The 14,129-nt window shown below is 59.5% G+C and carries 16 protein-coding genes; 7 read left to right on the plus strand and 9 right to left on the minus strand.

Features of this window, described 5'->3' with window-relative positions:
* Nucleotides 1–32: 32 nt before the first annotated feature.
* The gene (gene yrfG, locus GTQ55_RS01025) at nucleotides 33–695 is read right to left on the minus strand and encodes a GMP/IMP nucleotidase (protein WP_161857042.1); all 663 of its coding nucleotides are present in this window, start codon (nucleotides 693–695) and stop codon (nucleotides 33–35) included.
* Nucleotides 696–756: 61 nt separating this feature from the next.
* Nucleotides 757–1,446, minus strand: a complete 690-nt coding sequence (locus GTQ55_RS01030; RefSeq protein ID WP_161857043.1) for a lysoplasmalogenase — start codon at nucleotides 1,444–1,446, stop codon at nucleotides 757–759.
* 168 nt (nucleotides 1,447–1,614) lie between these two features.
* Between GTQ55_RS01030 and cysK the strand changes: the two genes are divergently transcribed.
* The 5 genes from cysK to GTQ55_RS01055 all read left to right on the plus strand — a co-directional run bounded on the left by cysK (nucleotide 1,615) and on the right by GTQ55_RS01055 (nucleotide 4,975).
* Nucleotides 1,615–2,532, plus strand: coding sequence for a cysteine synthase A (gene cysK / locus GTQ55_RS01035; RefSeq protein ID WP_161857044.1), 918 nt, complete (start codon nucleotides 1,615–1,617; stop codon nucleotides 2,530–2,532).
* A gap of 99 nt (nucleotides 2,533–2,631) precedes the next feature.
* Nucleotides 2,632–3,468: a 3'(2'),5'-bisphosphate nucleotidase CysQ gene (cysQ, locus tag GTQ55_RS01040; protein WP_161857045.1), complete on the plus strand. Its 837-nt coding sequence runs from the start codon at nucleotides 2,632–2,634 to the stop codon at nucleotides 3,466–3,468.
* Between the two features lie 94 nt (nucleotides 3,469–3,562).
* Nucleotides 3,563–3,781 carry a hypothetical protein gene (locus GTQ55_RS01045; RefSeq protein ID WP_161857046.1) on the plus strand — a complete coding sequence of 73 codons (219 nt, stop codon included), beginning with the start codon at nucleotides 3,563–3,565 and terminating at the stop codon, nucleotides 3,779–3,781.
* Between the two features lie 242 nt (nucleotides 3,782–4,023).
* A complete protein-coding gene (locus GTQ55_RS01050; protein WP_161857047.1) occupies nucleotides 4,024–4,299 on the plus strand; it encodes a type II toxin-antitoxin system HicB family antitoxin in 276 nt (91 codons plus the stop codon).
* A gap of 85 nt (nucleotides 4,300–4,384) precedes the next feature.
* A complete protein-coding gene (locus tag GTQ55_RS01055; protein WP_161857048.1) occupies nucleotides 4,385–4,975 on the plus strand; it encodes an outer membrane protein in 591 nt (196 codons plus the stop codon).
* A gap of 32 nt (nucleotides 4,976–5,007) precedes the next feature.
* Here the strand turns inward: GTQ55_RS01055 and GTQ55_RS01060 are convergent, their stop codons facing one another.
* The 7 genes from GTQ55_RS01060 to GTQ55_RS01090 form a co-directional block, all read right to left on the minus strand.
* Nucleotides 5,008–6,336: a DUF58 domain-containing protein gene (locus GTQ55_RS01060; RefSeq protein WP_161857049.1), complete on the minus strand. Its 1,329-nt coding sequence runs from the start codon at nucleotides 6,334–6,336 to the stop codon at nucleotides 5,008–5,010.
* Entirely contained in the window at nucleotides 6,333–7,352 is a 1,020-nt protein-coding gene (locus GTQ55_RS01065) for an AAA family ATPase (protein WP_161857050.1), read from the minus strand. The genes GTQ55_RS01060 and GTQ55_RS01065 overlap by 4 nt, the downstream gene beginning before the upstream one ends.
* Entirely contained in the window at nucleotides 7,349–8,689 is a 1,341-nt protein-coding gene (locus tag GTQ55_RS01070) for a DUF4350 domain-containing protein (RefSeq protein ID WP_161857051.1), read from the minus strand. Before GTQ55_RS01070 ends, GTQ55_RS01065 begins: the two co-directional genes overlap by 4 nt.
* On the minus strand, nucleotides 8,686–10,284 hold the full coding sequence (locus GTQ55_RS01075) for a DUF4129 domain-containing protein (RefSeq protein ID WP_161857052.1): 1,599 nt from the start codon (nucleotides 10,282–10,284) through the stop codon (nucleotides 8,686–8,688). Before GTQ55_RS01075 ends, GTQ55_RS01070 begins: the two co-directional genes overlap by 4 nt.
* Nucleotides 10,281–11,285: a stage II sporulation protein M gene (locus tag GTQ55_RS01080; RefSeq protein WP_161857053.1), complete on the minus strand. Its 1,005-nt coding sequence runs from the start codon at nucleotides 11,283–11,285 to the stop codon at nucleotides 10,281–10,283. The genes GTQ55_RS01075 and GTQ55_RS01080 overlap by 4 nt, the downstream gene beginning before the upstream one ends.
* Nucleotides 11,282–12,064 (minus strand): RDD family protein, encoded by a 783-nt coding sequence (locus tag GTQ55_RS01085; RefSeq protein ID WP_161857054.1) that lies wholly within the window; start codon nucleotides 12,062–12,064, stop codon nucleotides 11,282–11,284. The genes GTQ55_RS01080 and GTQ55_RS01085 overlap by 4 nt, the downstream gene beginning before the upstream one ends.
* A gap of 78 nt (nucleotides 12,065–12,142) precedes the next feature.
* Nucleotides 12,143–12,892: a DUF2189 domain-containing protein gene (locus GTQ55_RS01090; RefSeq protein WP_161857055.1), complete on the minus strand. Its 750-nt coding sequence runs from the start codon at nucleotides 12,890–12,892 to the stop codon at nucleotides 12,143–12,145.
* Nucleotides 12,893–13,113: 221 nt separating this feature from the next.
* Here GTQ55_RS01090 and GTQ55_RS01095 point away from each other — a divergent pair, with 221 nt between their 5' ends.
* Nucleotides 13,114–13,731 carry a DUF2939 domain-containing protein gene (locus tag GTQ55_RS01095; RefSeq protein ID WP_161857056.1) on the plus strand — a complete coding sequence of 206 codons (618 nt, stop codon included), beginning with the start codon at nucleotides 13,114–13,116 and terminating at the stop codon, nucleotides 13,729–13,731.
* Between the two features lie 2 nt (nucleotides 13,732–13,733).
* The gene (locus GTQ55_RS01100; RefSeq protein WP_311736355.1) at nucleotides 13,734–14,123 is read left to right on the plus strand and encodes a DUF2237 family protein; all 390 of its coding nucleotides are present in this window, start codon (nucleotides 13,734–13,736) and stop codon (nucleotides 14,121–14,123) included.
* Nucleotides 14,124–14,129 lie beyond the last annotated feature (6 nt).

The following is a 14,129-nucleotide window of genomic DNA, read 5'->3' on the forward strand; positions in this document are numbered from 1 at the left end:
CGCCCGCCACAGGGGCCAAGCGTAAGCTCGGGCTAGGATTTGCGGACCCCGACGATTTCATCGAAATCGTGAATCGCCGGAAACTCGGTAATTTCGCGCGCGGGGTTCTTGCTGTCCGGCTGGCGGATACACAGCAGGTGCTCGATACCGTATTCCCGCGCGGCGCCCAGCACATGCAGGTTGTCATCCACAAACAGCGTGCGCGATGGGTCGAAGGGCTGGCATTCCTGCAGGGAGTGCCAGAACAGCACACTTTCTTTCGCGTGACCGAGGTCGTGGGAGGAAATTATTTCATCCAGCCACTGATCGATACCGGTAATTTCCAGTTTATGGCCCAGGCCGTCCGGGTGCGCATTGGTCACCAGCAGTGCGCGCTTGTCCATTTCCCGCAGGCTGCGCAGAAAGTTGTCGGTATGCGGACGCAGAGCAATGCGGTCTTCGATTTCGCGGTAGATGGCGGGGACATCCAGCTTTAGCACGTCGGACCAGTGGTGCAGGCAGTACCAGTCCAGTGTCCCGCGCAACTCGTCGGTCATCTGGATCACCAGTGCCTGCGCTTCGGACACCGGGATACCATTGGCCTCCGCGTAGCGTTGCGGCAGGTGTTCCATCCAGAAATGGTTGTCGTAGTGCAGATCCAGCAGGGTGCCGTCCATATCCAACAGCACCGTATCGATCCGGCTCCAGTCCAGCATAACTCTATCCACTTGCTGCCCGGCCGGGCAGCTGTACAAAAAAACGGCGCCCATTATGCCCCTAAGCCCGGCGTACCACCAAATCTGCGCGGATCAGGCCAAACACCAGCAGCGCCTGGGCGCCATAGTAAGTCAGCATGATCCAGGTGCCCGCCAGTGGTACCGGACCGACGAAGCGGTTGATGGCAATCAGCGCGTCGGAAACCATAAACGTCACCGCGCCCGCAAACAGCAGCGACGAACCGCTGCGGTGGGCTGCCGCTGACAGCGCCATGATCACAATCGCCACAATGTAGAACACGACCGGCAGCGCCAGTTCGCCGGCGCCTGGCAGTACCTGTCGTGCCAGTAACAGCGCCGCGAGTATCACCGCGGTCCCGCGCAGGGCAAAGCGTCGGCTGCTGGCGTCTGCCGCGCGCAGAAAATTGCCGGCGTAGGTCAGCTGTGCCAGCAGAAAGGCGCCCAGGCCGAAGACAAAATGGTTGTTGAAGGGGATTGCCAGCAGCACATCACCGGTGGCGGAAAAGGCCAGTGCGGCCACGGCCAGCGCACGGCCTGTTCCCCGGAGGTCCCTCGCCGCCAGCGCTGCCAGCGCGAGGATTGGCACGATCTTCAGTGCCGCCATCCACAGCGCGTCGGCACCGGACGCGTCCAGCCCCATATACACAACGCTGCCCAGGATAAACAGTGCGATGAGGGGGAAATTGCGGGCGGAAGACTCTGGCTGTGTGGTCATCGCGGCGTCGAGCATGTTGAACTCCGGTGTCTTTCTTTATTTATGTCTTTTTATCTTTGTAATGCTTGCGGGTATTCTTGACCGAGTATTCGTCAAAGCAGCTGGCGGTTCAATCCACAGGATCGAGATATTCTAACGATTCCAGAAGCCGCCGACCCAACCCATCACCTCACGGAGTGACAGATGAAGGCCAATAATATTCTCGAAACCATCGGCAATACCCCCCATGTGCGGCTCAACCGCCTGTTTCGGGACGATATCGAAGTGTGGATGAAGGTCGAGCGATTTAATCCCGGTAGCAGCATCAAGGACCGGATTGCCCTCGGCATGGTAGAGGATGCCGAGGCCAGCGGTGCGCTTAAGCCTGGTGGCGTCATTGTCGAGCCGACCTCCGGCAACACCGGTATCGGCCTTGCCATGGTGGCAGCGGTAAAGGGCTACCGGCTGATTCTGACCATGCCGGAGTCCATGTCCGTGGAACGCCGCCAGATCATGAAGGCCCTGGGCGCGGAGCTGGTGCTCACACCCAAGGAAAATGGCATGCCCGGAGCTATCGCCAGGGCGGAAGAAATTCTGGCCGAGCATGCGAATAGCTGGATGCCCCAGCAGTTCAAAAATCCGGCCAACGTGACGGCGCACAAAAATACCACCGCGCAGGAGATTCTCGCCGACTTTCCGGAAGGTCTCGACTATCTGATTACCGGGGTGGGTACTGGTGGCCATATCACCGGTTGCGGTGAAGTGTTGAAGGAGTCCATGAAAGACCTGCAGGTGCTGGCGGTAGAGCCGGAGAAATCCCAGGTGATTGCGGGCAAGGAGAAGGGCATGCACCGCCTGCAGGGAATTGGCGCCGGTTTTGTGCCGGAGGTACTGAACCGGGAGGCACTGGACGGCACCATTCCGGTCAGCGAAGAGGACAGCTTTGAAATGGCCCGCCAGTGTGCGCTGAAAGAGGGAATCTTTGTGGGTATCTCATCGGGCGCATCCCTCGCCGCGCTCAAGCAGCGGGAAAAGGACCTGGCACCGGGTAGCCGCGTACTGGTGTTCAGTTACGACACCGGCGAGCGCTACCTGTCCATCGAAGACCTGTTCAGCGCCTGACCAAATGCGAAGGGTCGCGGCGGGATCGGCCAACAATTCCTGCCGCGTCGCGCGTATAATCATTCGCTTCAGTATTTTAAGAGCTTTTTAGGGGGAATCATGGATAACGTAGTAAGCAGGGAGCTGCTGGATCAGGTCATCGCCATTTCGGTGAGGGCGGGCGAGGCAATCCTCGAAGTGTATAACGCCAGTGGCGAGATCGAAGTGGATACAAAGTCCGATGATTCCCCGGTCACCGCGGCAGATCTGGCGGCGCACAAGATTCTCGCCCCGGCCCTGGAAAAGCTGGTGCCGGGTGTGCCGGTACTGTCCGAAGAAGGCGAAATGCCCTCTTACGACCAGCGCGGCAAGTGGGCGCGCTACTGGATCATCGACCCGCTGGATGGCACCAAGGAATTCATTCGTCGCAATGGTGAGTTCACTGTGAACGTGGCCCTGATTGAAAATGGCGAGCCGGTCCTGGGGGTGGTGCACGTTCCGGTGCTGGATATTACCTATGCCGGAGCCAAATCCCTCGGCGCCATCAAGCGCGATACCACAGGGGAACTACCCATCTCTGTACGCGCGATGCGCCCACGCCTCGATGCCAAACAGCCAATTGAAGTGGTTGCCAGCCGCAGTCACGGTGCCGGCGCAGTGGATACGCTGCTGGCCCGTATCGAGGGAAGCCTGGGCGAGACCGGCCTCAAGAACATGGGTAGCTCCCTGAAACTCTGCCTGGTGGCGGAGGGTGCTGCGGACCTCTATCCGCGTCTCGCTCCTACCTGCGAGTGGGATACTGCCGCTGCCCAGGCGGTGGTGGAAGCCGCGGGCGGTATTGTCGTGGACGACCAGTTTGAACTGCTGCGGTACAACCAGAAAGAAGCGTTGCTGAACCCCTTTTTCTACGTGATTGGCGACCGCTCTTTTGACTGGAAATCCCTGCTGCTAGTGTAAACCGGTAGAAACCAGAAAACTGGTCTAGGCTTACCCTTATATCTCGGCTGTTGTGTGGTTTTTGACGACGGCCGACAACCGGGAGGTAATGCCTATGACCAGTTTCCGCGGTAACACCGGGTATTCACACGTCAATATCAGTGAACCCGAAACCCGTCACCTGCGCCAGCGCCTGGAAGTGGAAATCACCTGGCTTTCACGGCAGATGAAAGAACTGCAGGGTGCGGATGCCTCTCTCGACATATCCCTTCTCCAAACCTACCGGGAAATGATTTTTTCCCGCCGTGCCCTGCTCGGGCGAATTCCTCGCTAGTCAAACATTTCTGGGGCGCTGCGGCTTTGCACCCGGTTATTAAAAAATCGTAAAGAACGTTTGCGGAGTGATTAGCTCCCTGTCACATGCTTTTGCGCAATGTGTAGGAATTTTTTCGCGTGAATTGCGGAGAATTCTGCAAACGTCGCGTAAATATTTTCCTCGCTGAGAATTTTGTTCAAGTCTCGGTAATTGGGTCTACGCTTGGTGGGATAAAAGCTTAACTTAAACGAGAAATTCCCATGCGCTACCCGGTTGTGGTCCACAACATAGAATTTGCCGGTTACGGTGCCATCGCGCCGGATCTCCCACACTGCCACTGTCATGGCGAAACTCTCGAAGGTGCCCTGCAAAAAATGGCGGAAACCATTGTCGAGCGGCTGGATGAACTCGAGGCAGCCGGAGACCCACCTCCACAGGCCGGTGAGCTGGATGTTCTGCGCAAGAACCCGGCTTTTGCGGGTGGCGTGTGGGCGATTATCGATATTGAACAAAATGAAGTGAGTCCGAAATCCTGAGCGGTTTGAAAGGCGTCAACTGCTTCCGGCATTTATCAAGTGACACAGTGCATTTCTGAACCAGTTAAAACCAAGGACGGTGACAATGAAAGGTCTGGTATTCCTTCTGGCCCTATTCGCTTCCAGCGCAGCACTGGCCCAGTGGAACAATCCGATCGACGGCTACTGCAACGGTGAATATCACATCGTGGGTACCGTGGGGCTCGGTGTTGGCGAGCTGCAGATCAATGACGAACAGGACTTTGCCGGTTACGCGAGTATCGGTGTAACCCCCGACGTGGGTATCTGGCAGGTAGAGCTGCGCTACACCGGTTTTGATGATGGTAGCGTCTCGGTGGACCAGTGGGGCATTGGCGCCAAAGTGGACTTTACCGTGTCCTGCGACGTGCAGTGCCTGTACTGGATGGTGGGCTGGAACTACGGGAATTTCGATGTTGATACCATCGAAAAGCGCGACGTACTCTATGTCATCGACGATGATATAGATGACAATTACTGGAATGCGGGTGTGGGCTATCGCTACAAATGGACCCAGGATTTTGATACGTCGATCGAGTACAACTATAACGATGTGGATGCCAGGTACCGTTTCTACGACGCCGTGGCGGATGAGGATGTGCGCCTCAATTTCGGACACCTGCGCACACTCACCGTGAATTTCAGCTACCGCTTCTAGTCGCGCCTCACTCAGTGGCTTTGGCAGAATCCCTAAAGCCTGCCGCTGCGCTTTAATTGCCAGTAGGTTTCCACCAGAGACATATGCATTTCAGACGGCAGTGCGTCCGCCAGAATGGTGTTGCGGGCGCGCAGTTGTTGCAGCAGCCGGTCGCGGCGCTGCACAAAATCCTTTCCTGCACAGTTCAGCAGTGCACTATCAAAATCCGCTACCGGCTTTTCCAGAAGTTCATCCAGCACCCGTTCCCGCAGACAGGCAACCATTACCAGGTGATGGCGGGACAGTTGTTGTACCGCTGCGGTCAGGTCTTCGCTGTCCTCGTCGCGCACATTAGTGAGCAGGATTACCAGGGCGCGGCGCTGCTGACGGGCAAGCAGTTGCTCCGCAGCGGCGGTGTAATCGCTGTGGGCGGTACCCGAGTGCAGATCGTACACATGGTTCAGTAACAGGTTGATGGCACCTTCCCCTTTTACCGGTGGCAACCGGCTGTGGTTGCCGGCAAAACATTGCAGGCCAACCGCATCGCCCTGCCGAATTGCCACATAGGCGGAAAGTAACAGCGCGTTGAGCGCGTGATCGAAATGGCTCAGGTCGCCGTCGCGGGCACGCATACGTCGACCACAGTCCAGCAGGAAAATGATCTCCTGGTCCCGTTCGTCCTGGTATTCCCGGCTGATCAGCTTCTGCATCCGTGCGCTGGCCCGCCAGTCGACCTGACGCTGGCTATCGCCCCGGCGATATTCCCGTAGTTGCCGGAAATCCAGGCCCTCACCGCGGCGCTGCTGCTGATGCACACCCATGTAACGCAGGGACTGCTCCGTGGACAGTGCCTGCAGGGAAGAGATGCCGAGAAAGTTCGGATACACCTTCGCATCCTGGGGCTCCCCGAGCAGCACCCGGCATTGCCACAGTTGCCAGGGGGAGCTCACCAGCGCTTCCATCCGGCCGAACGCCGCGAGTCCCCGGCGCACCGGGGTGGCTTTATAACCGGTCTGGATTTCCTGCCCGGGATGTAACTGGACGTGCAGTGGCAGCTCGGTGCTGCGCAGTTCCGGCGGCAGCTGATCGGAAGCCTGTAGTACCAGCGTGCGGGACCCCTGATTGCGCAGTGCGAGGCCGATCTCCTGGTCGACCCCGAGAGCCAGGTTGCCGGGCAGGCTGCGGTGCCCGACAAGGCCGTCGCTGCGCCGGCCGGTGACAAAATCCAGCAGCGCGGCGAACCCCAGGACGCTCATCCCCAGCCACCACAGGCTGGTGAACAGCTCGGCCGCCGTCGGCCACCAGATACGCGCGGCACTGACCACCAGTGCACTGGTGGCGGCAATCAGCAGCAAACGGATCAGTAGCGGAGAGGGCTTCACAGCCGCGGCGCCTCCACGGATTCAATGATCTGGGCCAGCACCGAGTCGGCAGTTTCGCCGTCAATTTCCATATCCGGTGATACGGCGACCCGGTGGCGCATCACCGGAATGGCCATGGCCTTGATGTCGTCAGGCAACACGAACTCACGCCCTTCCAGCAGGGCATGGGCGCGGGCAGCGAGGATCAGGCCGATGCTTGCGCGCGGTCCCGCGGAGCGGCGCAGCTGCGAGGATTCGCGGGTTGCGCGCACCAGCCGCACGGCGTATCCCAGCACCTGCTGGTCCACCTGAATCTGCGGTACCAGCGTCTGGAGTTGCTGCAGTTCCCCGGCATCGAATACAGCCTGGACGCTATCGCGCAACGTCTTTTCGATATGCCCGCCACTGGCCGCGGCCGCCAGTTGCTCTTCCGCCTGCTGGCTGGGGAAGTCGATCAGTACCTTGAGCAGGAAGCGGTCGAGCTCCGCCTCCGGCAGCGGGTAGGTGCCTTCCTGTTCCACCGGGTTCTGCGTGGCCAGCACCATAAACGGCCGAGGCGTCGCGTGGGTTTCACCGTCAATGGTGACCTGGTGCTCCTGCATTACTTCCAGCAGGGCGGCCTGTGTCTTGGCGGGTGCGCGGTTGATCTCGTCGGCCAGCAGCAGGTTGGTAAATACCGGTCCGCGGCGCACTTCAAAGCGGCTTTCCGCCATGTGGTAGATGGCGTGGCCGGTAACATCGGCGGGCATCAGGTCGGGAGTGAACTGGATGCGGCGGAAGTCGCCACCAAAGCCTCGTGCCAGGCTGCGTACCAGCAGTGTTTTGCCGAGCCCGGGTACGCCCTCGAGAAGAACATGGCCACCGGCGAGCAGCGCGATCAACACCTGGTCCACAACCGCCTGCTGGCCAATCACGACCTGGTTGATGCGCTGGCGCAGCTGGTGTACGCGTGCGCTGGCCTGCTGCCAGCGTGTGTCCGCTTGGACTTCGGTATCTGCGTGGTTGACCGGGTTCTGGTCCAGGGTGGAATCGCTCATAGGGCGGCCTCAATAATCTGAATGCTGCGCAGTCGCGCGGTAAAGTCGTCTTCGTTGCGGGGTGCTGGCCCCCACAGGGTGTCATGAATTTCCCGGGCCGCGAGCCCGGTCTTTTCCGCCACGGACTCGGCAATCTGCCGCTGCCTGTCCGCGTTCAGGTTTCTGTTTCCGCCAAGCTTTGCCAACAGTGGCTTGCGGGCGCCGTCGAACAGGGATACTCCCCGGTTCTGGCGCCAGTAAAAGTGCCCACACGCGCGGATGTGTTCCAGCAGTGAGCGGCGCTCGGCTGCGGGTGGTGGCGTCAGCGGCCCGAAGCGGCGGCTGCGGTTGGCGATCCACGCGGCCAGCGCGAGTAGCCCGGCAAAGAAAAGCTCAAGGGCATAGCGCTGGATCAGCGTGCCAAGGGTGTCGAACCTGGGCCGCGTAATCATCACCAGTTCGCGATCGCCAACAAGGTGTGCAAGAAAGTAGGCGTGATCGAATTCGCCGATGCGGTCGTTCTGCCACAGGCCCCCATCCGTCATCAGGGTGAGGCGACCGCGTCCGCGCTCGTAATACACCAGTGGCGACTGCGTGGGCATATTCTGGAAGGGCACCCAGTGCAATAGTGCGCCGTTCACATCGGCATCGGTACCCTTGCCCATCATTTCGTGGGCGAACACCTTTTCCGGGTTAAAGTAAATCGCGTAGCTGGGGCCACTATCGCTGGTAAGGTTGACCAGTCGCTCCGGATCGACATCCGGGTTGCGCGGAGTTGATACTGAGCCCTCGATGTCTGGTTCCGCGCTATCTGGTGATTCTCCAGAAGTATTTTCTGAATCTTTTTCGTCGAGCTTGCGGTTGTGATCACGCATGAGCTCACTGATGGTTTTGTCCTGCAGCTCCGAGGCTTCTTCACCGAAGACTTCGCGCACCTGGCGGTTGAAGTACAGGTCCAGATCGCCAGACGTGACCTCCAGTTCCAGTGCCTCGAGCAGCAGGTCCTGCTCGTTGTCGCCACGACCCCGGTGAGCGATCACGATGGCGTGGCCACCCGCATCGACCCAGTCCAGCAGCTCCCGCAACCGGTCGGGGTTGTAGATCTGGCTCGAGCTGGCCAGGAACAGGGCATCGCGGTCATCGAGAGTCGTGATAACCGAGATATTGTCCGCGCGGCGGTGGCCGATATCGAGCCGGTCGAGAAACCGCTGGGCGGCAAGGTAGGGGTTGCGACGCGCTTCGGGGCCAAAGCCAAGATCCACCTCTTCGGTGTGCCGTTCGAAGAAGTACAGAAACAGCGCACAGGCAGCGGCGAGCAGCAAAACGCCCCAGACGATGGCGATACGGCTCAGCTTCATGGCTGTGCCTCCCCATCGCGAAAAACCTGTTGCCACTGGTCACACAGGGACTCCAGTTGTGTGCTTGCCGGCGGTCGGTGCGCATAGGCCTGGCGCTGCCATGTCGCGGTGAGCACACTGAAAAACTGTACCAGTGCCGGTTGCAGGCGTGGATCCGCACCCGCTTCTTCCCGTACAAGCTGGGCGCACTCCGCTTCCGTGTGGTGGTCCCGGAAGGGGCAGTCAAACTGTGAGATCAGGTTCGAAAGGCTGGCCCGATACAGCAGTCCCATCGACTCGCGCTGGTTGCCGGCATGCCAGAGGCGCAGCACCTCCGCGGTGACATCGTCGGGCAGGCTCTCGCGGCGCACATCCAGGCCGAAAAGGGTTTCCGGCCGCGGGGCTGGCGCGACCTTGCGGCGTGGGCGATAACCGAGCATCTCGCGCAGGTGACTGCGAAAGTGCCACAAAAGGTAAGCGACCAGACTGAGGGCGGTGACCCACAACAGTACTTCGATAATTCCTGCCAGAAGCGGCCAGAAGCCCGGCTCGCCCTCGTTCATTTCAGCCTCGTCGTCATCGTTACCGAGCCCTTCGAGCCACTCGATGAACGCGATAAACCAGTCGGGGAAGTGGTATTCACGGGATTCGAAGTCCTTCAAGCGCCAGCTGCTCACCTCTTCGCGCTGGTGGAAATCATCCCCCGCAAGTACTTCGTCGATCTGCTCCTCCGCCTGTGCGGGTGTCGCGACCCCGGCCTGTACCGGCTGTGGTCCGGCCGCGATGGTCAGCAGTAGCAGGCCGAGTGCACACACCAGCGATGTGGCGGTGCTTGTGCGGGGCTTGGCTGCCGCGGCTTTAGGTGTGCGCTTTTTGTTTGCATCCAGGCGCGCGCGCATTTTACGGAAGTGAATTTCTATGTCCCAGGCCTCCAGGTCCACGCGCCGACCGATGTACAGCATAAATCCGGCGCACACATAAAACGGCGCTACCGCAGCCATGATCATCAGGGAAAACCCGTTGGCAATCCACGCATAGACCGGATTGTTATCGTTCAGAATCGGCATCCAGTCGATTTCGAGGTTCTCGGGCAGCATCAGGTAGAAAAGTGCCGCGAGGCCCATTCCCAGAATCATCTCCACGTGCACGCCGACAATGTGCAGCCAGCTGGCGGTACTGGCCGCTTTGCGGTGCAGCAGGGACACACGAGTTGCCCGTGTCTTGCCGTGCGCGTTTTCGAGCACGGTTACCGGCAGGTCGAAAGCTCGGGTGAAACTGAGGCGACGCCAGCTCAACCAGGCGAACCAGTCGCGGCGGTTGGCGCGGCGAAACTGTGCAAGCGCCTCCCGGTTGTTCATCGGTTCGTTGAACAGTTTGCGGCTCGCCACCAGCAATGGCAGGCGCTCGAAAGCCGGCTTCAGCCACCAGATGGCGAAAATCGCCCAGTTCGGGCTGCCGGGGAACAGCAGGGCGAGCACAATAAACAGGCTCGCAGCGGGCAACAGCCAGAGCACCATCAGCTGCAACCAGTGCCGGCGCGCCAGCAATATGCCGAGATCGACGGATTCCCAGCTGGAGCGCTGGCGCGCGCGAACGGCGAGGCGGTCGAGATTCACCGGTGGCCTCCCATGGCCGGGGGCAGTTGCTGGTCGCGCCCGGCAAAGAAGCAGTAGGCGAGCACCAGCAGCCAGAAAAAGCCACCCACGGCGAGTTTTACGGTGATGCTGACCTCGGTACTGGAGGACCAGAAGGCCTCGAGAAACGCGGCAATAACCAGCATCAGGAAGGTTCCATACATGATTTTCATCGACTCGCGTCCGGCTTCGCGCAGAGACTGGCGACGGCTCAGGTTGCCCGGACTCACCAGGGAATGTCCGAGGCGCAGACCCGCGGCACCGGCGAATACGATGGCGGTCAACTCAAAGGCGCCGTGGCCGATCACGAAGGGATAAAACGTGGCGACGAAGCCCACCCGGGTGATATGTCCAAATATCGCACCGAGAAAAATCCCGTTGAATACCAGGAAGAAAATAGAGCCGATCCCAAACAAAATCCCGGCCGCAAAGGTGCGGAAGGCGATACCAATATTGTTCTTGATGTAGAAACCGAACATCTGCAGGTCCGTATCGGAACCTCGTTCACGGCCGAGTACCCGGTTTGCCGGGTCGTACATGGATTCGATTTGCAGTACCTGTTCTGGCGACATCACGGCGTAGATCAGGGCATCATTCCAGTAGCTGCCAAGCCCCATAACCAGTGCCGGAGCAAGGAACAGTCCGCAGGCCAGCCAGACAAAACGGGCCTGCTCGCGCAGGGCGCGGGGGAAGCCGGCAAAAAGAAATTCCAGCCAGCGGTTTCTGGATACCGATTTCTGCTGGTAGAGACGCTGGTGACAATGCATCACCAGCTGATTCAGCCGCGCAACCAGATTGCTGGTGTACTGGCGCTCCTTGGCGACCGCAAGATGCTGACACAGGCGGCGGTAACTGGCCGGCAGATCATCGGTGGTTGCCGCTCCGTCAGCGTCAACAGACTGGTTTTTACGGTAACCCGAAAGTGTGTTTTCCAGTTGTAGCCACAGGCTCTGGTGGCGCTGCTCAAAATCGCGCTGCTTCATTGGATGCCCGCCTGACGTTGCGCGCCCGTGGGCGTGGGAGTGTCTTCTGGTGTGCGCGCACCGAGCAACCAGCGGCCGATCGCGTGCAGTCGGTTGAGTCCTTCTTCCCCGGATCTTTCGGTAATCGGCTGCAACAGGTCGGCCAGTTCCTGCTGGCGTGCACGGCTTAATTCACTGCTGCGTTCCGCAAGACTGATGATGGCCTGCTGATCTTCCAGGCGTAATCCCCGGGGTGGTGGAACCGGGGCAACCTGCGGCAGGGTGGCTGAGGCCGCGGTCTGTTCGCGATACACCACCAGAGTGCCAGCGGCATGGTCGCCGAGGCGCTGGAAATGGCGGCTGCAGGTCATACTGATGATGCCGGTGAAATAACCGAAGGGAAGAAAGTCGGCAAAGCGCAGCAGGTTGCGCATGATCGAGGGGCCCCAGCTGATGGGGGTGAGGTTATCGTTGACCACCGCCAGGGAAAACGCTTTTTTCCCCGGGGTCTGGCCGCCCCGCATCACCTCAAAAACCACCGGGTAAAACCATTCGAGCAGAAATGACACGAGCAGCCAAAGCCCGACGCCCGCAGCGCCCGCGATATTCAGGGCAATGCCGAGCGCTATCAGGATCAGGGTTCGATAAAACAGGTCCACCGAATACGCCAGTAACCGCGGCACCGGGCCCGCAACCTGGGTGGTGAGATCAATACCCTCGGGGGTTTCGATTTCGTACAGGGTGTCCAGGCCGGTGACTTCGGCAGAGGGCGGCGATGGTGCGGGGTCGGTGTTGTGCATCAGACAGGGCTACGGCTATAGCGGCAAAATAGATCGGCAGAAAGGCTTCATGATGAAGCCCTTCTGCCTGTGTGGAAATCACATTTCCGGGTTGGCCTCATGGCCACCGAACATATTGCGGTACAGGATACCGTAGGCAATGCTGAGGGTCGGAACCGCCCAGATCAGGCCGATGATCAGTGCCAGGAAGCCGGCAAGGTAAAGCAGACCGATTACGATCATGAAGCCGAAAACCGCGAACCAGTGCTTGGTGACCGCCTTGCGCGAAGTTTCCAGAGCCTGCCACGGGCCCAGGTTCTTATCCACGATCAGCGGAAGACTCAGGGCGTAGCCGATCATCAGATAGATACCTGGCAGTATCAACAGAACGAAGCCGAGGGCTACCAGCAGGTAAGTGAGAACGATGGCTACCGCCAGTGGCAGCACCTTGTCGAAGTGGGCGAAGACTTCGGTACCGGAGACCTCTTCTTCCCGCGCGATTTTTACCCCGATCATCATCATACCGGCGGCCAGTGGCGCAGACGCTGCAGCAATAATCACATTGGAGAGAATGGCGCCGACGCCCTGGTTGGCGTCCGGGTCGGTGAAAGACTGTCCGGTTAGCAGGCCGGCCACCAGCGAAATGCCGATATAGGCCACAAAATACAGCAGTACCCCCAGCCACACGGTGCCCTTGTTGCCCTTGGTTTTGGCCCACGCCTCGCTCAGGGTATCGCCGATGGCGACCTGGTAATCCCCCGCCAGCGCTTTGGGGATGGAACCCATATCACCGCTGGTGCTCTGGTTACCGGCCAGCTCGGCCTGGGGCGCGTTATAAATATCAGTCATGGTCGAAATTCCTTCATCGATCTTTTTTTGTCTTTCTTGATGCCGGCGATAATTTCGCGGCCGGTTCTTCATAAAAACCGTGAACGGCAACAGGGTCTGCAACGATAACACAGGTCCAGCCGCTGTTGGCGCGGTATACACTTCGGTGTAAGCGCCTGTAATTGGGGGTGGCGGAACGCTACTATTGCGCGAAGCTGTCTGATAGAAAAGGTGGATGAAGCATGGGAAAGTGGCTGCTGCGTGCGGGGTTGGTGCTGATTCTGCTAGCGGGAAGTTATGCCGCGCTACCCTGGTATTCCGCCAGGCAGCTGATAGAGGCCGCCCATCATGAGGATATGGCCGGGCTCGCGCGCTATGTGGACTTCCCCCGGTTGCGCATGAATATTCGCGCCCGGCTCAAGAGCGAATTGCAGGAATCCATGGGCGCTGAGCTGCCACCGGAGCTGGGCGGGTTATTCTCGGCCGGGGCCGATATGCTTCTCGGGCCGCTGCTGGACAGGCTGATCAGTCCGGAAGGCATTTCCGACCTGATACAGGGGCGCAAGGACTGGCGGGAATTCGAGCGGGATCTGGAGCGGGCTTTCGGAAACACCGGGCGTACACCGGCGCCAACGCAGCCGCCAGAAACACCGTCGATCGGAGTTGGTGGTGCTGGAGCGCACGAGCATGGCCACCGCTGGAAACTTAGTCACTGGCATTTTAGCGGGTTAAACTCGGTCGAAGTTATCTGCGGTAATCAAGGCGACGCGTCCAGTGTGAAACTTATACTGCAGCGCAAAGGCTTGCGCTGGCAGCTGGTCGATTTGTACCTGATCAATGGACAACAAACGGAGAGGTGAGTGTGGCGATTACTATGGAAATGCACGAGTCAAAAAACGTATTCGGTGAGCCGCTGGTCCCCTGCAGTACCGACCCGCTGACAGGCTTTTTCCGCGATGGCTGTTGTAATACCAACGATCAGGATCTGGGCTCCCACACGGTGTGTGTCGAGGTGAGCCGGGCTTTCCTCCAGTTCTCTCGCGAACGCGGTAATGATCTCAGCACCCCGGTGGAGGAGTTTGGTTTTCCCGGGTTGAATCCCGGAGATCGCTGGTGTCTGTGTGCTGCTCGCTGGCTCGAGGCTCAGAAGGCTGATATGGCGCCGCGAGTGTTTCTTCAGCGCACTCATGTGCGGGCACTGGAAATTGTTCCGCTGGCAGTATTGCGTGAGTACGCCGCGGATCTCAATTGAGCGGGG

The sequence above is a fragment of the Microbulbifer hydrolyticus genome, assembly GCF_009931115.1.
Lineage (GTDB): Bacteria > Pseudomonadota > Gammaproteobacteria > Pseudomonadales > Cellvibrionaceae > Microbulbifer > Microbulbifer hydrolyticus.

Coding starts and splice junctions, on each gene's coding strand:
- yrfG (WP_161857042.1), bottom strand. CDS start 695: ATGCTGGACTGGAGCCGGATCGATACGGTGCTGTTGGATATGGACGGC.
- GTQ55_RS01030 (WP_161857043.1), bottom strand. CDS start 1,446: ATGCTCGACGCCGCGATGACCACACAGCCAGAGTCTTCCGCCCGCAAT.
- cysK (WP_161857044.1), top strand. CDS start 1,615: ATGAAGGCCAATAATATTCTCGAAACCATCGGCAATACCCCCCATGTG.
- cysQ (WP_161857045.1), top strand. CDS start 2,632: ATGGATAACGTAGTAAGCAGGGAGCTGCTGGATCAGGTCATCGCCATT.
- GTQ55_RS01045 (WP_161857046.1), top strand. CDS start 3,563: ATGACCAGTTTCCGCGGTAACACCGGGTATTCACACGTCAATATCAGT.
- GTQ55_RS01050 (WP_161857047.1), top strand. CDS start 4,024: ATGCGCTACCCGGTTGTGGTCCACAACATAGAATTTGCCGGTTACGGT.
- GTQ55_RS01055 (WP_161857048.1), top strand. CDS start 4,385: ATGAAAGGTCTGGTATTCCTTCTGGCCCTATTCGCTTCCAGCGCAGCA.
- GTQ55_RS01065 (WP_161857050.1), bottom strand. CDS start 7,352: ATGAGCGATTCCACCCTGGACCAGAACCCGGTCAACCACGCAGATACC.
- GTQ55_RS01070 (WP_161857051.1), bottom strand. CDS start 8,689: ATGAAGCTGAGCCGTATCGCCATCGTCTGGGGCGTTTTGCTGCTCGCC.
- GTQ55_RS01080 (WP_161857053.1), bottom strand. CDS start 11,285: ATGAAGCAGCGCGATTTTGAGCAGCGCCACCAGAGCCTGTGGCTACAA.
- GTQ55_RS01085 (WP_161857054.1), bottom strand. CDS start 12,064: ATGCACAACACCGACCCCGCACCATCGCCGCCCTCTGCCGAAGTCACC.
- GTQ55_RS01090 (WP_161857055.1), bottom strand. CDS start 12,892: ATGACTGATATTTATAACGCGCCCCAGGCCGAGCTGGCCGGTAACCAG.
- GTQ55_RS01095 (WP_161857056.1), top strand. CDS start 13,114: ATGGGAAAGTGGCTGCTGCGTGCGGGGTTGGTGCTGATTCTGCTAGCG.